18 protein-coding genes are annotated in these 19,784 nt (G+C 36.1%); 14 read left to right on the top strand and 4 right to left on the bottom strand.

Annotation, left to right across the window (positions count from 1 at the left end; translation table 11 throughout):
* Nucleotides 1-15: 15 nt before the first annotated feature.
* Nucleotides 16-618, bottom strand: coding sequence for a 30S ribosomal protein S4 (gene rpsD, locus ACSVDH_RS21310; RefSeq protein WP_299089200.1), 603 nt, complete (start codon nt 616-618; stop codon nt 16-18).
* Between the two features lie 427 nt (nt 619-1,045).
* Between rpsD and ACSVDH_RS21305 the strand changes: the two genes are divergently transcribed.
* Entirely contained in the window at nt 1,046-2,851 is a 1,806-nt protein-coding gene (locus ACSVDH_RS21305; protein WP_439249885.1) for a sensor domain-containing diguanylate cyclase, read from the top strand.
* Nucleotides 2,852-2,886: 35 nt separating this feature from the next.
* Here ACSVDH_RS21305 and msrC read toward each other — a convergent pair whose 3' ends face one another.
* On the bottom strand, nt 2,887-3,366 hold the full coding sequence (msrC, locus tag ACSVDH_RS21300; RefSeq protein WP_299089197.1) for a free L-methionine (R)-S-oxide reductase MsrC: 480 nt from the start codon (nt 3,364-3,366) through the stop codon (nt 2,887-2,889).
* Between the two features lie 120 nt (nt 3,367-3,486).
* On the opposite strand from msrC, the gene refZ reads away from it, so the two are divergent.
* The gene (refZ, locus tag ACSVDH_RS21295) at nt 3,487-4,137 is read left to right on the top strand and encodes a forespore capture DNA-binding protein RefZ (protein ID WP_439249886.1); all 651 of its coding nucleotides are present in this window, start codon (nt 3,487-3,489) and stop codon (nt 4,135-4,137) included.
* Here refZ and hisJ read toward each other — a convergent pair.
* A complete protein-coding gene (hisJ, locus tag ACSVDH_RS21290) occupies nt 4,120-4,926 on the bottom strand; it encodes a histidinol-phosphatase HisJ (RefSeq protein WP_439249887.1) in 807 nt (268 codons plus the stop codon). The two genes, refZ and hisJ, sit on opposite strands and share 18 nt — an antisense overlap.
* A gap of 407 nt (nt 4,927-5,333) precedes the next feature.
* Between hisJ and ezrA the strand changes: the two genes are divergently transcribed.
* From ezrA to ACSVDH_RS21260, 6 genes are all read left to right on the top strand, one after another.
* Entirely contained in the window at nt 5,334-7,031 is a 1,698-nt protein-coding gene (gene ezrA / locus ACSVDH_RS21285) for a septation ring formation regulator EzrA (protein WP_439249888.1), read from the top strand.
* 281 nt (nt 7,032-7,312) lie between these two features.
* Nucleotides 7,313-8,458 (top strand): cysteine desulfurase family protein, encoded by a 1,146-nt coding sequence (locus ACSVDH_RS21280; RefSeq protein ID WP_439249889.1) that lies wholly within the window; start codon nt 7,313-7,315, stop codon nt 8,456-8,458.
* A 4-nt stretch (nt 8,459-8,462) separates the two neighbouring features.
* Nucleotides 8,463-9,662 (top strand): tRNA uracil 4-sulfurtransferase ThiI, encoded by a 1,200-nt coding sequence (thiI, locus tag ACSVDH_RS21275; protein ID WP_439249890.1) that lies wholly within the window; start codon nt 8,463-8,465, stop codon nt 9,660-9,662.
* A gap of 88 nt (nt 9,663-9,750) precedes the next feature.
* Nucleotides 9,751-9,963: an alpha/beta-type small acid-soluble spore protein gene (locus ACSVDH_RS21270; protein WP_046517455.1), complete on the top strand. Its 213-nt coding sequence runs from the start codon at nt 9,751-9,753 to the stop codon at nt 9,961-9,963.
* 546 nt (nt 9,964-10,509) lie between these two features.
* On the top strand, nt 10,510-12,093 hold the full coding sequence (gene mbcS, locus ACSVDH_RS21265) for an acyl-CoA synthetase MbcS (protein WP_439249891.1): 1,584 nt from the start codon (nt 10,510-10,512) through the stop codon (nt 12,091-12,093).
* A gap of 119 nt (nt 12,094-12,212) precedes the next feature.
* Complete coding sequence (locus tag ACSVDH_RS21260; RefSeq protein ID WP_439249892.1) at nt 12,213-13,808, top strand: amidohydrolase; 1,596 nt, start codon at nt 12,213-12,215, stop codon at nt 13,806-13,808.
* Between the two features lie 60 nt (nt 13,809-13,868).
* On the opposite strand, the gene ACSVDH_RS21255 is transcribed toward ACSVDH_RS21260, so the two are convergent.
* Nucleotides 13,869-14,672, bottom strand: coding sequence for an NAD kinase (locus ACSVDH_RS21255; RefSeq protein WP_439249909.1), 804 nt, complete (start codon nt 14,670-14,672; stop codon nt 13,869-13,871).
* 153 nt (nt 14,673-14,825) lie between these two features.
* Between ACSVDH_RS21255 and sppA the strand changes: the two genes are divergently transcribed.
* From sppA to ACSVDH_RS21225, 6 genes are all read left to right on the top strand, one after another.
* A complete protein-coding gene (sppA, locus tag ACSVDH_RS21250) occupies nt 14,826-15,830 on the top strand; it encodes a signal peptide peptidase SppA (protein ID WP_439249893.1) in 1,005 nt (334 codons plus the stop codon).
* Nucleotides 15,831-15,844: 14 nt separating this feature from the next.
* A complete protein-coding gene (locus ACSVDH_RS21245; RefSeq protein ID WP_299089179.1) occupies nt 15,845-16,372 on the top strand; it encodes an RDD family protein in 528 nt (175 codons plus the stop codon).
* A gap of 102 nt (nt 16,373-16,474) precedes the next feature.
* Nucleotides 16,475-17,158 carry a DUF2953 domain-containing protein gene (locus ACSVDH_RS21240; protein WP_439249895.1) on the top strand — a complete coding sequence of 228 codons (684 nt, stop codon included), beginning with the start codon at nt 16,475-16,477 and terminating at the stop codon, nt 17,156-17,158.
* 77 nt (nt 17,159-17,235) lie between these two features.
* A complete protein-coding gene (gene ytfJ / locus ACSVDH_RS21235) occupies nt 17,236-17,691 on the top strand; it encodes a GerW family sporulation protein (RefSeq protein WP_439249896.1) in 456 nt (151 codons plus the stop codon).
* 131 nt (nt 17,692-17,822) lie between these two features.
* Complete coding sequence (tpx, locus tag ACSVDH_RS21230; RefSeq protein ID WP_299089173.1) at nt 17,823-18,323, top strand: thiol peroxidase; 501 nt, start codon at nt 17,823-17,825, stop codon at nt 18,321-18,323.
* A gap of 264 nt (nt 18,324-18,587) precedes the next feature.
* Entirely contained in the window at nt 18,588-19,577 is a 990-nt protein-coding gene (locus ACSVDH_RS21225) for a class I SAM-dependent methyltransferase (RefSeq protein ID WP_299094491.1), read from the top strand.
* Nucleotides 19,578-19,784: the final 207 nt, after the last annotated feature.

Genomic DNA, 19,784 nt, shown 5'->3' with positions numbered 1-19,784 from the left:
GGCCAGGTTTTTTTTTTAACGAGAGTAGAACTCAACGATAAGAGCTTCGTTAATTTCAGCAGGTAATTCAGAACGTTCAGGTAAACGAGTGAATGTACCTTCTAATTTGTCTGCGTCGAATGTTAGGTAATCAGGTACGAAGTTGTTTACTTCGATTGCTTCCTTAACGATGTCAAGGTTGCGGGATTTTTCACGTAAAGTGATTGTTTGACCAGGTTTTACTTGGTAAGATGGGATATCTACACGTCCGCCATCTACAAGAATATGACCATGGTTAACGATTTGGCGTGCTTGACGGCGAGTACGAGCTAAACCTAAACGGTAAACAACGTTGTCAAGGCGTGATTCAAGAAGAATCATGAAGTTTTCACCATGTTTACCAGCTAATTTGCCAGCTTTATCGAATAGGTTACGGAATTGGCGCTCATTTACACCATACATATGACGAAGCTTTTGCTTCTCTTGTAATTGTAAACCATATTCAGAGATTTTTTTGCGTTGTCCTGGACCGTGTTGTCCTGGAGCATATGGACGCTTTTCTAATTCCTTACCTGTACCGCTTAAAGAAATACCTAAACGACGAGAGAGTTTCCAGCTTGAGCCTGTATAACGAGCCATGCTAACTCCTCCTTTATGTTTTTATTTTGCATAAAATAAAAACCAGACTGACTGCACAATTTTGCACATTTTGTTTTCATGTATCCTCGCTCCAGCAGCATAGAGTTACTCGATACACCTCCTTGATGAAAAGGGGAACAAAATGAAATCAAGATTGCTTCATCAATAGGCTGCATATTTTATACACAACGAACATTATATGATCTTCCAGGTATAAAGTCAAGAGCCTTTACATAAAGGGATAAAAGTATTAAATATTTATGGCTTTTTACAAACTAATTTTTGGAAAATGGGAAGTATGGAGGATGAAAAACTTTCCAACTTTATACAAATATATGAGCGGATTTTATGATATAATGAAATGGAAATTCTTTTATTTATAGTAAATAAGTCACGTTTTTGTGGCTTGATAGTGTGGGTGAGATATATGGGTGATTATGATCAAATTGTTGTAATGTCAATAAAAAGTGCATTTTTTGAATATGTAAGTAACAATCACCAACAGTATTCAGTAAATGAAATAATCGAAAAGTTAACATTTGTTATGAAAAAGGAACTATCTGTAGGACAAGCTGTATTCCTTCCGATACATGATATGTTAACTTACGTATCACCATATATGAAATCAAACTATGGTCCGATTCACTTTTTACCACACGATTTTATTGAGGGCGAATGTTATGTTAATGGAGAGCAAGTTTTCATTCCAGTATTTCATGATAATGTGCTGCATGGTTTAATAGAGTTGAATGAATTAGAAGCTAATCATTATTCTGACAAGGTATTGGACGAAATAGCAAAAGCCTGTTCATCCTTCTATAGCCATTGTTTTAATTCGGTTCAAAGGACACGAAATGAACATAAATTTGAGCAGTTGTATCATTTAATTGATAAATTGCACTCTATTATGAATAAAGATGATGTCCTTACGGAATTGATGACGATTTTACAAAAAAAGTTTTATGGATATCATTTCCATTTATTTTTATCACAGGATCATGAGAACCTTCGAAATATACCGATCAAAAACTTGGATTTTGACCATAAAACAGGTAATGAGCTGGCGATGGAGGCTTATGTCACAGGGAATGCACAGCTGATAAAGAAGAAAAAAAAGAATCAAACAAAGCTCTATACCCCATTAATTGGGAAACAAGGCGTATATGGTGTATTGCAAGTTATTGCAAATGAGAACCTGGAGCTTGGGGATCATAATGAAAGTTTTATCGCAATGCTAGCCAATGCAGCTGGTAAAGCGTTGGAAAATGCTCAATTGTATGAGCAATCCAAACGATTAATAAAAGACTTACAGCTGATTAATGAAACAACTCATCGTTTAAATAAGAATTTAAGGTTAGCAGATACAATGAATTATATGGTACAAAGTATTATGAATTCATTTGATGCCGATGAAGTTGGTTTTTTCTATCTTGCTCCCAATCATTCGGTCCACATTTTTCCCGGAAGTACGAGCTTTTTTCATAAAGACGAGGCTAAGGTTTATATTGAGTATGTTCAAGGAAAAATCGAAAAGGATTTGGAAGGATTATTCATCGGTGATATTACAAACTTCTTAAAAAATGCTTCATTTTCTTCGGTTATGGCTGTACCGATGGTTCAGAGCGAGAATTTTAAAGGATGTGCTCTAGTTCTTCATAAAACGCCTTATCATTTTTCGTTTGATATGTTTAAATTGCTGCAATCACTTATTCATCATTCAACTCTTGCACTGACAAATTCCTTGTTAAGAGAAGAATTGGAAACATTAGTTAAAACAGATCATTTGACCCAACTGTATTCACGTAAGTACTTTACTAGTTTTATTGAGAATTCTATGAAAATGGATCGTCAAGGAACGTTTGTTTTAATTGATATTGATAATTTTAAAATGATTAATGATACGTTTGGTCACCAAATTGGTGACGATATCCTTGTCCAAGTTGCCAATATCATAAAAAGTAATATACGCGAGAACGATATTGGCGCAAGATGGGGTGGTGAAGAACTTGCAATCTATCTTCCGCAAGTAGATTTGCATGTAGGAATAACGGTTGCGGACAGAATAGTGAAACGGGTAAAAGAGAATACAAATCCGACAATCACCATATCCTGCGGGGTATCTTATTGGAATACTGTGATGAAGGAAAGCTTTAAACAGCTTTTTAGCCGAGCAGATAAGGCATTGTACATGGCAAAAAATGAAGGGAAAAATCAAGTTATGGTACAGGTATGAAAAAAAAGTGAGCGGGCTGCTCACTTTTTTTGTTTCTAAATATAGTTAACTAAAGTCCTAACAAATTCCTCTAACGAAGCTTCGTCAACTTCATCAAATCGATTTTTGTTTGGACTATCAATGTCTAAAACGCCGATTAGTTCATTATTCTTTATAAGTGGAACAACAATTTCTGAATTGGAAGCAGCATCACAGGCGATATGGCCAGGAAATTGGTGAACATCGGCAACGCGTTCTGTTTTCTTGTTTACTGCTGCTGTACCGCATACACCTTTTCCTAATGGAATGCGCACACAAGCTGGCAATCCCTGAAAAGGTCCTAGTACAAGCTGATCTTCTTTTAAAAGATAAAAGCCTACCCAGTTTATATCATCTAAAAATTGATTTAATAATGCTGATGCATTCGATAAGTTTGCGATCAGGTCATCTTCACCGTCTAAAAGAGCTTTCAGCTGTTTAATCATTAATTGATATTGTTTTTCTTTACTGCCTGTATATTTTTCGACATGAAACATCGTCATTACCTACCTTTAGCTAAGAATTAACAAAGTCATCAGAACTTTGTCGAGCGAATGATAAAGGAATCTAGCGCTATTAATGGAATGTATAGTTATATGAGAACGGAGGTGATCCTAATGACAAAACAACCATCACGTGATACGAAGCAAAAGATTCTTAATGCAGCGATTTATTTATTTAATTCAAAAGGCTTTACAGGTACGTCTGTGAGGGAAATTGCCAATCGCGCAAATGTCAATGTTGCTCATATTTCCTATTATTTTAAAGGGAAGGGCGGTTTACTCGAATACCTTGTCTCTCAATATTATGAGGAGTATATTCGAGTAATTGAAGATAATTATGCCCAATTAAAATACGGAAATGCCCACATCGTCTTAAGTAAAACTATTTTAGATATATTAAATTATCAACACGAGAACCGTCAACTTTCAAGACTTGTATACCGTGAAGTGACAGTGGATTCTGTCCTTATTCGTGAAGTAATGACGACCTATTTAACGAAGGAAAAATATTACATCAAGGCTGTCATTGAACAAGGGATAGAGGAAGGATCTATTCGAAAAGGTTTTGTACCACATATGATTATCCAATTACGAAGCCTTTTGCATATGCCATATTTGCAGCCGCAATATATGAGTGAGGTTCTTCATATCCAACCGCACGAAGCCTATTTTGTTCATCAATATTATAAAGAATTAAAAATTTGGCTTAACTCATTGCTGGCAGAGAATCTAACTCTGGAAGGAAATTTAGCTGCCGTTCGTTAATTGATCATAATGCGAGTAATTCTTCCCAACATCCCTTGCACTGTGGGCATCTGAGCCATAGATAAGAGGGATTTTTTGTTTTTGTGCGAATTTAGCAATTGCTTCTCCTGGATACGTTTCCCCGCAAAATTCTTTTCTTAATCCAGCAACATTAAAATCAATCTCTAATCCATGATCCTTTATCGCTTTAAGCACCTTTGAAATAATAGATTCAGTCGGGAATGTAATCGGATAAAGCTTTTGGAACTTATGCACCAATGTTAGATGCCCAATGCGCTTAGGTTTATAGGGACCAAGATCACTTTTTATCGAATGTAATACCTCCTGATAATAGGCATAATGAAGATCTTGTAAGGAACCGGCAAATTCAACCATTTTACCAAATATCTTCTCGTCAAAATCCATACAGAAATATGTATCATTCAGCTTTAAGAAATGAACAGAAAGAATGCTATCATCGAGAAATTTACCGTATTGATTTAGAAACCGTTTTGTTTCGTGTTCATATTCCTTGATATAATCTACTTCTAACCCGATGTTGATCTTGATATGGTTTCGATACTTTTCTTTTAAAATTTTTAGATCTGAAAGATAAGAATCGATATCTTCTAATTTCATGGCACTGTCTTCATCAGGCGTAGGGTCTTTAAATTTGATTGGAAGTGGCGCATGCTCTGTGAAGGTTAAACAATCAAACCCTTCTTTTATTGCCTGCTCGATATATTCTTCTAGTCGATCAGCTGTCCCATGCGGACAATAGGGAGAATGAACATGTCCATCTTTTTTCATCTTCGTCATCATCCTTTCATAACAAATGGTTTAAAAATGAATATTGAAACCGTTTATTGCTTGATTATTAGTTAAATCCTTGCTTACGTGGCTAACTTGACAATCGAGTACAAATAATGTAAAAAAATTAAAATTTCTGGTCAAAAAATGTCGTTTACATGGTATCATAAATACATTGAAATAACATTAAAAATGTGATGCTTAAATGATAGGGACCTTTTTCAGTAGAAAAAGATGTTGAAGGTATCTTCTTTTTTTATTTGAAATTCAAACGTTATGAAATATGAATGTTTCATTTATACATAGATTTACGAAAAACGCTTATCAGCATGATGTTGTAAAACTTTCATCAGTGGGGAGTTTTTTTCCTGTCATGAGGATTTTGTGTAACAACGAGGGGGCTCATTATGGAAGTTATTATTGGATTAATTCTTTTAGTATGTATTCTCTTTGGGACAGGATACATGTTTAGAAGAAAAATTTATAAAGATGTTGATCGCTTAGAAGCATGGAAAATTGAAATCATGAATCGGTCTATAGTAGATGAATTATCTAAGGTGAAGGAATTAAAAATGGTCGGGCAGGCAGAAAAGCTGTTTGAGCAATGGAGAAGTGAATGGGATGAAATCGTTACTACGCAGCTTCCAGAAGTAGAGGAACTTCTTTTTGATGCTGAGGATTTATCTGATAAATATCGTTTTACGAAAGCTAAAAATGTTCTTCAGCATATTGAAACGGTACTAAAAACAATTGATGAAAATATCGATAAAATCATTGAAGAAATAAATGAGTTAGTCTTCAGTGAGGAAAAAAACAAGATTGAAAGTGAAGAAATCAAACAGCAATATAAAAAAATAAAAAAGACATTAATTGCTCACAGCCACCAATTTGGCAAGGCACATGTTAAATTAGAGGAGAAATTAACAGAAATCTCCGAGGAGTTAAAGAAGTTTGATTCGGAAACGAATGAAGGAAATTATTTATCTGCCAGGGATATTTTAGTGAAGCTAAAGCAAGAGCTTGACCTTCTCCAAGAAAAAATAAATGAAATCCCTAAGCTTTTAACCGAATGTAATATAACATTGCCTAATCTGTTAAGCGAATTAGCAGAAGGCTATAAGGAAATGAAAGCCAATGGCTATTATCTTGAACATATTCAGGTAGAAGCAGAGCTTGAAAAATTTAATAAACAATTGGAGTTATACCGGAAACAAATAGAAGATACAGACATTGAGGATATTGGAGAAAGTCTTCAAGCAACACAAGAATCAATCGATACCATTTATGATCTATTAGAAAATGAAGTAGAAGCCCATCATTTTGTAAAACAAACTAAAGATTCAATAAACCGTAAATTAATTGATTTTGCGAAACAAAAAGCAGCAACGATAGAAGAGACTGACCTTGTTAAGCAAAGCTATCAATTGTCTGAAACAGAGCTTGATAAGCAAAAGCTAATTGAAAAACAGCTTTCGCAAATTGAAAAGAAATTTACACATATTGAGCAAAATTTACAAACTGACCATGTTGCTCATTCAATTATCAAGGAAGAGTTGCAAGAAATAGAAACACAAATTAATAAGCTGTTTGAAGATCATAATGAATATAGGGAAATGCTTCAAATGTTAAGAAAGGATGAGCTTCAAGCACGTGAAAAATTGAATCATCTGAAAAAAGTGTTGCTTGAATCTAGCAGGGCAGTTCACCATAGCAACATACCTGGATTACCTGCTGATTTTGTTGAATTAATTGAAAAAGCTAAAAAAGAGGTTTCTAAGGTAACTTTAAAATTGGATGAACTTCCGTTAAATATGCTTGTTGTAAATCAATTGTTGGAAGAAGCGGTCCAATCCGTCGAAACGTTAAAGCATGTTGCGAATGAATTGATTGAACAGGTTTATCTGGTTGAACAAGTGATTCAATATGGCAATCGATATCGTAATCAAAATCCTGAGGTTGCAGCAAAATTTTTAGAGGCAGAAAAGCTCTTTAGAAAATATGAATACAACCAATCATTAGAAACGGCAGCCGCAGCTCTTGAGCAAGTTGAACCTGGCTCTTTACAAAAAATACAAAAATTGATTGATGAGGAAAAACTCAGTTAAGTTTTAAAAGACAGGGATGACTAATTGAAATGTACTATGATGAAGGCAATTAGGACTGCTTACATAGTCATTTCATTCGGCATTCCTGTTTTTTGTTTAGAGATAAAGCATAACTTAGCACTTAGTCTTTGTGTCTAGCTCTTGGCCTAGCTCTATATTTTTATTTCTGTTTTTGATATGGTATTATTACAACCTAAATATTAAAGATAACAAACTGTATAAAGTGAACTTATACTAGGAATTAATCAAATTCTAACTTACATATGGAGAGAGGAAACAAGATGTTGTATTTAGACAACAGTGCGACAACGATGCCTTATCAAGAGGTTATATCAGCATATTCAAAAGTAACAGAAGCTTATTTTGCCAATCCTTCTTCTTTACATAAGCTGGGTAGTGAGGCAGAGTCGCTGCTTATTCAGTCAAGAAAACAAGTCGCTCTACTATTAGGAGTGGAACAGCAAGAGGTTATTTTTACTTCTGGAGGTACTGAGGGAAATAATCTTGCAATAAAAGGAGCTGCACTAGCGAATCAACATAAAGGAAAACATTTAATCACATCAATGGTGGAGCATCCATCTGTTTTAGAAACGTTTCGGCAGCTTGAACAAGCCTTTGGTTTTAAGGTTACTTATCTCCCTGTTGATGGGGACGGTTTCGTCTCAATTGAACACATGAAAAAAGCATTACGTGACGATACTATTCTTGTTTCAATTATGCATGTAAATAATGAAGTAGGATCGATCCAGCCGATAATGGAGATTGGCCAAATGTTAAAACCTAATTCTAACGTCTTATTTCATGTTGACAATGTGCAAGGAATAACAAAGGTACCTTTAGATATAAAAAAAGCAAATATTGATTTGTGTACGATTTCAGGTCATAAATTTCATGGATTAAATGGAACGGGTGCTTTGTATGTAAGGGAGGGAGTTCAACTTCTTCCTCTTTTTTCGGGTGGTTCTCAAGAACGGCAGTTAAGGTCAGGAACGGAAAGTCTTGCAGGAATCGTTTCCTTAGCGAAAGCACTTAGAATGGCAACTGAAAATGCCGCACACCAGTATTTAACACTGAAACAAACTCGCGATAAACTTCTAACAGAATTATTGAATATAGATGGAGTCGTTGTCAATACACCACAAAAGAATGCCGCGCCACATATCATAAATTTTTCAGTGCCAGCAGTGAAGGCAGAGGTACTAATCCATTTTCTTGGGGAGCATAACATCTTTGTCTCAACAACATCTGCTTGTTCATCAAGAAGAAAAGCCATAAGTAATACCCTGCTAGCAATGAATAAGCAACAGGAGATTGCAAAAAGCGCAATACGGGTAAGTTTATCCCTTGAACAAAATGAAGAAATCATCCCTCCTTTTATTACGACATTATCAAAGGGGATCGAAAAATTAGCAAAGGTTATGAGGTAATAAAATGAAATTTGATCACATATTAATTCGATTTGGGGAAATATCTACTAAAGGACGTAATCGAAAAAAATTTGTTGACCGATTAAAACGAAATATTAGAGAGGTACTAGCAGATTATCCTAACTTAGGATATGAAAGTACACGCGATAGACTTTATCTTCATTTACATGACGAGGATCATGAAGTGATCGTTAAAAAGCTGAAATCCATTTTTGGTATCCAATCATTCAGTTTAGCGATTAAATGTGAAAGTGAGATAACGAAAATTAAAGAATCTGCATTAGAAGCAATCAAAAGTCTTTATCAGCCGAATGATACATTTAAAGTAACCGCTAAACGGGCAAACAAACAATTTCCGCTTGATACAAACGAATTAAATTACCAAATTGGAAGTCATATACTTAAAAATACAGACGATTTAACAGTTGATGTAAAAACCCCGACCATTAACCTTCGAGTTGAGGTCCGAAGTGAGGCTACATATTTAACCTGTTATGATTATAAAGGAGCAGGTGGTTTACCAGTAGGTTCCAGCGGCAAAGCCATGCTTTTATTATCAGGTGGAATCGATAGCCCTGTTGCTGGTTACTTATCATTAAAACGGGGAGTAGAATTAGAAGTTATCCACTTCTTTAGCCCACCTTATACTAGTGAACGTGCAAAGCAAAAGGTTATTGATTTAACACAGGAGTTGACCGCCTTCGGTGGAAGCATAAAACTGCATATTGTTCCATTTACAATAATACAAGAAAAAATTCAAGCGCAAGTCCCTGAAAATTATACGATGACCTCTACGCGCAGAATGATGCTGAAAATTGCGGATAAATTGCGGGAAAGCAGGCAGGCACTTGCATTAATAACAGGTGAAAGCCTTGGACAAGTGGCAAGTCAAACATTAGAAAGCATGGTTGCAATAAACGATGTGACCAGCACTCCTATTTTAAGACCGTTAATTACGATGGATAAAACAGAGATCATTGAAATTGCTAAAAAAATAGGTACTCATGATATATCAATTCGCCCTTTTGAAGATTGCTGTACAATTTTTACACCTGCAAACCCAAAAACGAAACCAAAGCTTCAGAAAGTTTCACGTTTTGAAAGTTTCGTTGATTTTGATGAACTCGTTGATGAAGCAATAAACAATGTTGAAACCATCACTGTCACGAAGGAACAAAAGGACGAATTCAGCAATCTTTTTTAAAAACAAGAGTTGCTAACAATTACCAAAAATAATGATGAATGAAGCCATGTGTATTTACACAATCTATACTCACAAGGAGGTGATACACATGGCACAAAACAGATCAAGCAACTCTAACCAATTACTAGTAGCTGGTGCACAACAAGCTATCGATCAAATGAAGTATGAAATCGCTACTGAGTTCGGTGTTAACTTAGGTGCTGAAACTACTTCACGCGCTAACGGTTCTGTTGGTGGTGAAATCACTAAACGTTTAGTATCTTTTGCTCAACAACAAATGAGCGGTTCTGTTCAACGTTAATAAATGAATAAATAATGGCTACTAAGGGCGGGGAGATCCCCGCTCTTTTCATTGTATCGTTGCAAAAGTTCACATTCTGTGGGTTTTGGTTGTAATACCAGAATTTATATATTTTCTTAACATAGCTTGCGTTTTTTGAATCTAGCTCCAGGCGCCATCGGCGAAGCACAGGACGTGCAAGTGCAGTTAAGAGATAAGGCCGCCCTAGTTTTTAACTGCCTCTAGGGTCTAGTCAAACAGGAATTGAAGGTAAAGAACACCTTCTATTCCTGTTCGCCTTATGCTTGTCGCCGAATGCATAGCGCCTTGCGCTTTTTTTATTATCGTGGAAAGAAAAGCTTTTTTACATAGTCTTGATTTCTAGCTCCAGCGCCTAGCCCCGCAAGTCTAGCAAATTTAGAATTGAAGGCAAAGAACGCCTTCTATTTATGAGCGTCTTATGCTTGTCGGGGCTGTTCGAGGCGCTTCCGCTTTTCTTAGTTAATATTTAAAATATTGACACTATTAGGTATAATATTATTGTACAAACATGAAGGAGGGGGAACAATGGTAAGGGAAGAACTACTTGCACCATTAAGCTATAACCTTGTAGAAGAATTTGAAAAGTATGCAGCAGATTCAACAAAAGTTGCATTGTTATGGGAAAGTGAACAAGGTGAAAAAAAGGAGATTACCTACCGGCAATTATTACATAAGGTAAATCAAATTGGAAACGCTTTAATTAATGTGGGATTAACATTAGGCGATAAAGTTCTTGTTGTCATTCCCAGGGTTATAGAAGCATATGCTGTTTATCTAGGTGCTTTAAAAGCAGGCTTAGTCGTAATTCCTAGCTCTGAAATGTTGCGAACAAAGGATTTACAATATCGAGTGTCCCATGGAGATGTTAAAGCTGTCATCAGCTACGGTTTATATACAAATGAGTTTAAGCAGATTAAAGAATATGATCAACTCATAAAGATAGTAGTGAATGGAAATGAGAAGGATTGGCTCTCTTTAGACGATCTTATGGCAAATCAAAGTACATCAATGGACATAACAAAGACAAAATCAGATAGTATGGCATTTTTATCCTACACATCTGGCACAACCGGGAATCCGAAAGGTGTCGTACATACACATGGGTGGGCATTTGCCCATTTACGAACAGCAGCAAAAAATTGGCTTAGTATAAATGAACAGGATACTGTCTGGGCAACGGCTGGACCGGGATGGCAAAAATGGATTTGGAGTCCGTTCTTATCTGTGTTGGGATCAGGTGCAACTGGCCTTGTTTATCATGGGAAATTTGAACCCGAGAAATATTTAAAGCTGTTAGATGAGTACAAAGTAAATGTATTATGCTGCACGCCGACCGAATATCGATTAATGGCAAAGGTTGAGAAACTGGAAAACTATTCTCTTGCAAATCTTCATAGTGCTGTATCTGCCGGTGAGCCTTTAAATCGTGAAGTAATTGATACGTTTCAGCGCTATTTTAATGTAAAGGTACGTGATGGCTATGGCCAAACAGAGAATACTCTTCTAGTTGGTGTTATGAAGGAAATGGAAATTAAGTCTGGATCAATGGGGAAACCAACACCAGGTAATGATGTCATCATTATTAATGATGATGGTCTGCCTTGTGGAATAAATGAAGTTGGAGATATTGCCGTCCATAAGGATACACCAGCTTTATTTAAAGAATATTACAAGGATTTTGAACGTACGGCGATGCAGTATCGAGGAGATTATTATATTACAGGAGACAGGGCAAAAATGGATGAAGACGGCTATTTTTGGTTTGAAGGCAGAAGTGACGATATTATCATTAGCTCCGGCTATACAATCGGTCCATTTGAGGTTGAGGATGCACTTGTCAAACATCCGTTAGTAAAAGAATGTGCGGTAGTAGCAAGCCCCGATGAAATAAGGGGAAATATTGTAAAAGCGTATATAGTGTTACGCGATCCTTCTCATAAAACCAATGCTGATCTTATTCAAACTTTACAGGAACATGTGAAAGAGTTGACCGCACCATATAAATATCCGCGGGAAATTGAATTTATTAATGAATTACCGAAAACAACCTCAGGCAAAATTCGCAGGATTGAGTTAAGGCAGCGTGAGCTTGAATTGAAACAAGCGTAACTCACACTTATGTATATATTTTTAACAAGATCAAAAAAACCAGGATATTGCCTGGTTTTTTTGATCTGTTATGCATTATGGTACCATGCTGATAGAAATAAATTTTTGGAGGAATGGTATTGGGTACATTATGGTTCGGTGGAAACATCTATACGTTAGAAAATGAAGGAGAAAAAGTTGAAGCAGTATATGTTCAAAATGGCTGTATTATTGAAACAGGAAGGTATCAAAAATTAGTAGAAAAATACAAAGAGGACCTTGAGGAGAAGTATGATTTAAATGGAAGGACGATGATCCCGGGCCTTGTCGATAGTCATCTTCATTTAATTGGACATGGTGAAAAGCTATTACGACTGGATCTTTCTAAAGTTACACACTCAAAGGAAATAATACACAGGATTAAACAGAGAGTCAAGGACTTGAAAAAAGGTATGTGGGTAATTGGAGAAGGCTGGAATGAAAATCAATTAGCTGACCAAAAAATTATTCATAAAACGGAATTGGATGAAGTTGCCCCGGATCATCCGGTAGTCCTGAAAAGAATTTGCCGACATGCGGTTATCGCTAATTCACAGGCTTTAAAGCTTGCTGGAATTACTGCTGATACGGCTAACCCGCAAGGAGGCGTTATTGTTAGAGATGAGAATAATGAACCGACTGGTTATTTACTGGATCAGGCTCAGGAGCTTATTTATCAAGTAACACCTTTTCCGACCCAGGAAGACTTGGAACTAACCCTTGAAATATCAATCCAAGATTGCCTGAAAAAGGGGCTTGTTGGTGCTCATTCTGAGGATTTATCTTATTATGGCAGTTTAGATAATACGTTAGGTGCTTTCGAGAATGTTTTAAGCAAAGGGATAAAATTTCGCACCCATCTTCTTGTCCATCATCAGGTTGTTGATGAATTCAAGGAAAAAGAAAGAACAATTGGACAGTATGGCGAATTTGGTGCTATGAAAATTTTTGCTGATGGGGCTTTAGGAGGAAGAACTGCGCTGTTAAGTTTTCCATATAAAGATGATCCCAGCACATCAGGAGTGGCAATTCATTCAAAGGCTGAATTAGCTAAACTCGTCAAAAAAGCAAGGTCTTACAAAATGGAAGTAGCGGTTCATGTCATCGGCGATTTAGCGTTTGATTGGATACTGGATGTTATTGAAGAGCATCCGCCGCTTAAGGGACAGCATGACCGTTTAATACATGCCCAAATTTTAAGAAAAGAGTTAATTGAAAAAGCAAAACAGCTTCCAATCATTTTAGATATTCAACCGCGATTTGTCGCAAGTGATTTTCCTTGGGTGATTGAGCGAATTGGACAAGAACATATGGATACATGCTATGCATGGAAAACCCTCCTCAAAGAAGGAATCCATTGTGCTGGCGGGTCTGATGCGCCGATAGAGCCGGTTGATCCTCTATTAGGTATTTATGCTGCAGTGACAAGAACGAGTCTGTATGAACAATCAGGGAAAAGTTATAATCCTGAACAAAAGCTTTCAGTTTACGAGGCGGTTGAACTTTTTACTAAAGGAAGTGCGTACGCTATTCATCATTCACATGATTTTGGAATGATCAAGCAAGGCTTTAAAGCAGATTTTACCGTATTAGATCAGGATATTTTTGAGGTGGCAGACAAGGATTTATTAACAACAAATGTCGTGATGACTGTGGTAGATAATGAAATTATGTATCAAACTGAAAGCAAAGAATAAGTAACAAGTAAAAAGGAAGCAGATCGCTGCTTCCTCTTGTTTTTTGCGGGATGAAGAGGTTTATAAGAACGTTCTTTTTACCTTTTCCCAATATGAATTATCTTTCAGCTTTACCGTTTTAATCGGGAACTCGCTTAACCCGAATTCCAGCTGCTTCACATTTTGGATGCTTAATGCTTCATTATCCATTCCAATGACCGGGTAGTCATTGCCATCCTGTACAATTTTTAATATTAATTTTCTTTTGTCACTTAAAATAAATGATGAGCCGAGTGTACGATATAGATTGTTATTTAAGGATGCCAGCTCACTCACCTGTAAACATGGCAGCATCGGATCGACAACTGCTCCATTTACAGATTTGTTATATGCTGTACTGCCTGTAGGAGTCGCAATCAGCATGCCGTCTCCTCTAAATGTTTCAAAATGAAGATCATCTATGTATACATCCATAACAAACGTTTTAATAATACTTGATTTAACGGAACATTCATTCAGGCATTTAAACATGGTCGTTTCATCTATCTTTACTTCTAAGACAGGATAGCGTCTTACCTCAATTGTTGATTCAGTCATTGCCTGAATCATTTTTTGTCTGTCATCAAGGTGGAAATCACAATACAAGCTCAATGTATCATCAATTCCAATTCCAACATACAAACAGTCTGATCGAAAGTTTGTTTTTCGAACAGCTTGTAAAAAGGCGCCGTCTCCGCCAATGCTTACAATAATATTAGCTTGTGCATGATCTTCAACTACGCGAAATTCATGTTCCCTTGCAAAATCAATTAGAGAATGAATTTTCTCTATTAGCTTATCCTCTTTTTTGTAGAAAAAATAAACATTACGACGATCTGACACAATGATTCCTCCTCAATATAGGTAAAATCTCCACTTTTTTCCTTGAAAGTGTTACAATACTCTATGTTATTTAGTTTACCACTTTTACATAATTAAATGTTAAAAGCTATGTAAATCATATCATATCAGTTCATGTATAAGGAGGAGACAAACTTAATGAATGGTAAACGCTGGGGAGCATTAGCAATAGCTGGTGTATTATTCGTCTTTTCGATTATTATCAGCTCAACTATGATGTTTTTTAACCAAAGTGAAATGTTTAAAGAAGCATTTGCAACAACCTCTGGCTTTTCAGAGGAAATTATTGATGAAGGATCTTCCTTTGATAAAATTCTCGTATTAGATGTAAGTGGTGTTATCCAAGATACGGGGGAAGATGTTACCTCTTTTTTTAGTACAGCAGGCTATCATCACCAAACCTTTTTAGATATGGTGGAGGCAGCTGGTGAGGATGAAAGTGTAAAAGGTGTCATTCTTAGAGTTAATTCACCAGGCGGCGGTGTAGTGGAAAGTGCGGAAATTCATAAAAAGCTTATGGAGCTAAAGGAAGAAAGTAAAAAACCGTTGTACGTATCTATGGGGACTCAGGCAGCATCAGGTGGTTATTACATATCTACTGCAGCAGATAAAATCTTCGCTGCTCCAGATACCCTTACAGGTTCACTAGGGGTCATCATGCAGTCGATTAATTATGGGGAATTAGCTGAAAAGTATGGGGTTAAATTTGAAACGATAAAGAGTGGTCCTTATAAGGATATTTTCTCACCAACACGCGAAATGACAGATGAGGAAAGACAAATTCTTCAAACAATGGTTGACAATGCCTATAATGGCTTTGTTCAAGTGATTAAAGAGGGAAGGCCGTTATCAGAGGAGGAAGTCCGTAAAGTGGCGGACGGACGTATCTATGATGGAAGACAAGCAAAGGAAAAGAAGCTAATTGATGAGCTTGGTTATTTTGATGATGTTGTAGCCGCAATGAAAAAGGACCTTGATTTAGAGGATCCACAAGTCGTTGAATATGGAACAGCACTAGGTCTTGAATCATTCCTATCAATGAGTGTTAGCAAGGTCTTTAAAGAAGATGCAGAACTATCAAGCTTATATCAGCTGCTGTCAAACTCAAACTCTCCAAGATTAATGTACCTATATTCTGAATAGGGAGGGATGAAAAAGTGGACGCTACTTATGAAGGAGCAAAGAATACAGAGTTGCCATATGAATCTGTTCATATAAAAAAGGTAAGTGATTACAATTATTTACAAGCGGGGTTTTGGATCCGTTTTTGGGCATATATAATCGACCTGCTTGTTATTGGAAGCGTAAATCGTATTATTATTTACCCGGTATTTCAGTTACTTGGTCTAGATACCAATACTTCATTTATGTTTTCTCCCGTTTCAATTGCAACAGCGGTGATTTTTTTCGCCTATTTTGTATTAATGACAAAAAATCTTAATCAAACATTAGGAAAAATGGTTTTTGGAATTAAAGTTATTTCTGCTAAAGATGAAACGTTAAATTGGGGGACAATTTTATTTCGGGAATTAATTGGCCGTTATATATCGAAAACGATATGGATCGGTTATCTCATTGTTGCGTTTACCCCAAAGAAACAAGGACTTCACGATATATTTGCAGATACACAAGTAATCCATGAGAAGTTATTTATAAAAAAGAGTGAAGATAAGCCTGCTGAATAATCAGCTGGCTTTTTTGATGTTTTTTAAATTTAATATTGAATACAACAGGTTTAATTTCGTTTTAGAGAGGTGATAATGGTAGATTGAAAGGGTGTGAAAACCGTGTTTTGGATCATGATCATTATACTTTTTGTCCTTTTGCTCTTTTTTCTTCTTATTTTTACAAAACTTACGATAACCTTAGACTTTAACCATACTGGAGATAATGATCAGTTTAAAATAAAAATTCGCGCATGGTTTGGATTAATACGCTATACCATTGATATACCGTTAGTGAAGATCGACGATGATGGACCAAATTTGGTTATTAAGCAAGATCAAAAAGCAGGAAGTGAAAATAAAGATAAAAAGGTGATGGAAAAAGAAGATAAAATATCTCCTGATGATATACTAACCAGCATGAGTGATATAAAGGAGATTGCTCAGCATATTATCGGAATGAATAGAATCATTCGAAGGTTTTTACGGAAAATTAAAATAAAAAAATTAGAATGGCATTCTCAATTCGGAATCGGAGATGCAGCACATACTGGTATATTAACAGGAGCAGCATGGACGATTAAAGGCGGTGTTATTGGATTAATCGGCCAATATATGAAGTTTAAAACAACTCCTATCGTTACAATTACTCCAGATTTTAACCGATTCTGTTCAAGAACGAAATTCCAATGTATTTTTCAGTTTCAAATCGGGCAAGCTATGTTCGCAGGTATTCAATTCATTAAATATTGGAAAGGCGGCCTTCCGAAGTTAAAATCAAAGCCATTTTCATTTTTTACAAACTAAACAAGCGGCTTGCCTTTTAAGTATGGAATGAGTACGACCGGTTAAATATTGTTATTAAGACAAGGAGGCTACATAACATGAGTGATCATCCTATTCAAGGACTTATGAAAACTGCAATGGAAAACCTAAAAGAAATGATTGATGTGAATACCATCATAGGTGATCCAGTAGAAACCCCAGACGGAAGTGTCATCTTAACAGTATCAAAAGTAGGATTTGGATTTGCGGCTGGCGGTAGTGAGTTCAATGGAAATGCCGGCGAAAACGGCGGTGACCAGAAAGCTTCGAAGCTTCCTTTTGGCGGAGGAAGCGGTGGCGGAGTATCGATAACTCCAATAGCATTTTTAATTGTTTCATCAACAGGTGTTAAAATGCTTCATTTAGACGAAAGCACACATTTATATGAAAAAATATTAGAAGCAGCACCGCAAACAGTTGAAAAAATACAGGGTATGTTCAAGAAAAATAAAGATAAAAGCAATAATGAAAATTCACAAGAACAACACCAGCAAAAACAAGATTTAGACTTTTAACTGCCACTGAGGCAGTTATTTTTTTGCATGATGTTAGGAAAGAAGTTCATAATTAATTGGTCAAAACATTTGATAAATCTTAAAAGCTAGGCTATATTTACACTGTACATAATTAAAAGGAGGAATTTGGTATGGCTTCAATTACGTTTAAGAATAATCCTGTTACGTTATTAGGGAATGAAGTAAAAGTTGGTGATACAGCACCTGATTTTACAGTATTAGCAAACGATTTATCTGAAGTTACCCTTTCAAATTCAAAAGGGAAGGTTCGTTTAATTTCTGTTGTCCCTTCAATTGATACTGGAGTTTGTGATGCACAAACACGTCGCTTTAATGAAGATGCGTCAAAGTTGGACAATGTTGAGGTTTTAACCATTAGTGTGGACTTACCATTTGCCCAAAAAAGATGGTGTGCTTCAAATGGCTTAGAAAATGTTCAAACACTTTCTGACCATCGTGATCTTTCTTTTGCTGAAGCATATGGCGTTCATATTAAAGAATTGCGTTTATTAGCTCGTGCTGTATTTGTTGTTGATGCAAATGACAAGGTAACATATGTAGAATATGTCAGTGAAGCAACAAACCATCCGAATTATGAAGCGGCAATTGAAGCTGCCAAAGCTGCCCAATAAAAAAGAAACAAGTTGTGTGTAAGACTGCCATTTCGGCAGTCTTATTTTTGTTTAGCGTAAATTATAAAATTTCGTGAACTGTGGATAAGCTCTCACGTATCAGCTCCAGCGCCTAGCCCCTCTAGGGTCTAGCCCCTCATGAATTGAAGGCAAAGAACGCCTTCTATTCATGAGCGTCTTATTTGCCCTAGGCTGTTCAAGGCGCTTGCGCTTTTCTTATACAATGTCTAAAATGGATAGAGTATTACGGCGAGGAGGATGAGGATGAAAACAGTTTCAAAAATAGAAAATTTGTTTGCAGTTATAAATGAAACAGCGGAGCTTATCGCAAAAGAATGTCAAATGACTTACATAGAGGCAGTTTCTGAAACGGGAGATAATCTGTTTCAAGGATCTATTTTGCAGGAAGGTCTTAGTGAGATCACACAAAAAAGCTTGAAACGGAAATATGAAGCAATTCAAATCAGTGCATTAAATAAAGAAGAAATTCGCAAGGCGTACCAGTTGGCGATCTTAAAAGGGTTAAAAGAAGCGGCACATCCTAACCATCAAATGACACCAGATACGATTGGGATCTTCCTCGGCTATTTGGTCAGCAAATTTGTAAGTAATCAAAAGAACATTTCCATTTTAGATCCTGCTGTTGGGACGGGTAATTTGCTTACAACGATCATAAATTATCTCTCAAATAAACAGGTTGATAGTTATGGAGTAGAAGTAGATGATTTGCTTATTAAATTAGCGTATATTAGTGCAAATCTTCAGGAACATCCCGTACAATTTTTTAATCAAGATAGCTTGGAACGGTTGTTGATTGACCCGGTTGATATCGTTGTATGCGACCTGCCTGTAGGGTATTATCCTAATGACGTGGAGGCTTTAAGGTATGAACTCAGGGCAGATGAAGGCCATTCCTATTCTCACCATTTATTCATTGAACAGAGCATAAACCATGTGAAAGAAGATGGCTACTTATTTTTTATTGTTCCTAATTCTCTATTTGATACAAAAGAAGCACCTAAGCTTAATCAATATTTAAGAAAGACTGCCATCATCCAAGGATTTATTCAGTTGCCTTTATCCTTATTTAAAGATGAAAAGCATGGAAAAAGCATCTTAATCGTCCAAAAGAAGGGTGAAACAAGTAAACCGCCCAAGCAGGCAATGTTAGTTGAATTACCTAAATTCTCTAATAAAGAAGCAATGAATTCGATTATGAAGCAAATTGACCAGTGGTTTAAGGAAAATAAATAGGAAGGAAATGAACGGATGGATAAGAGGCTATATAGGCCTCTTTTTTTTATGGGGATTTTTAGCTTTATTCGAAAGGGAAGCACGAAGAATTTGTTGTCTTCCAGATGGCAAAATTTTTAGAATAATAAGACTTTTGACTGTAAACGATAACAATTAAATCAAGTTCTTGAAATGTTGAAATGGCAGTGTTTAAATGGAAAAGGCAGA

It is taken from the genome of Metabacillus sp. Hm71, assembly GCF_051842955.2.
Lineage (GTDB): Bacteria > Bacillota > Bacilli > Bacillales > Bacillaceae > Metabacillus.
The sequence above is the reverse complement of the archived record's forward strand: the minus strand, read 5'-3'. Positions and strand labels throughout refer to the sequence as shown.

Excerpts from the sequence above, each read along its gene's own strand:
- rpsD (WP_299089200.1), bottom strand. The coding sequence starts at position 618 with ATGGCTCGTTATACAGGCTCAAGCTGGAAACTCTCTCGTCGTTTAGGT.
- tpx (WP_299089173.1), top strand. The coding sequence starts at position 17,823 with ATGGCTTCAATTACGTTTAAGAATAATCCTGTTACGTTATTAGGGAAT.
- ACSVDH_RS21270 (WP_046517455.1), top strand. The coding sequence starts at position 9,751 with ATGGCACAAAACAGATCAAGCAACTCTAACCAATTACTAGTAGCTGGT.
- msrC (WP_299089197.1), bottom strand. The coding sequence starts at position 3,366 with ATGTTTCATGTCGAAAAATATACAGGCAGTAAAGAAAAACAATATCAA.
- ACSVDH_RS21305 (WP_439249885.1), top strand. The coding sequence starts at position 1,046 with ATGGGTGATTATGATCAAATTGTTGTAATGTCAATAAAAAGTGCATTT.
- ACSVDH_RS21280 (WP_439249889.1), top strand. The coding sequence starts at position 7,313 with ATGTTGTATTTAGACAACAGTGCGACAACGATGCCTTATCAAGAGGTT.
- ACSVDH_RS21225 (WP_299094491.1), top strand. The coding sequence starts at position 18,588 with ATGAAAACAGTTTCAAAAATAGAAAATTTGTTTGCAGTTATAAATGAA.
- ezrA (WP_439249888.1), top strand. The coding sequence starts at position 5,334 with ATGGAAGTTATTATTGGATTAATTCTTTTAGTATGTATTCTCTTTGGG.
- sppA (WP_439249893.1), top strand. The coding sequence starts at position 14,826 with ATGAATGGTAAACGCTGGGGAGCATTAGCAATAGCTGGTGTATTATTC.
- thiI (WP_439249890.1), top strand. The coding sequence starts at position 8,463 with ATGAAATTTGATCACATATTAATTCGATTTGGGGAAATATCTACTAAA.
- mbcS (WP_439249891.1), top strand. The coding sequence starts at position 10,510 with ATGGTAAGGGAAGAACTACTTGCACCATTAAGCTATAACCTTGTAGAA.
- hisJ (WP_439249887.1), bottom strand. The coding sequence starts at position 4,926 with ATGAAAAAAGATGGACATGTTCATTCTCCCTATTGTCCGCATGGGACA.
- refZ (WP_439249886.1), top strand. The coding sequence starts at position 3,487 with ATGACAAAACAACCATCACGTGATACGAAGCAAAAGATTCTTAATGCA.
- ytfJ (WP_439249896.1), top strand. The coding sequence starts at position 17,236 with ATGAGTGATCATCCTATTCAAGGACTTATGAAAACTGCAATGGAAAAC.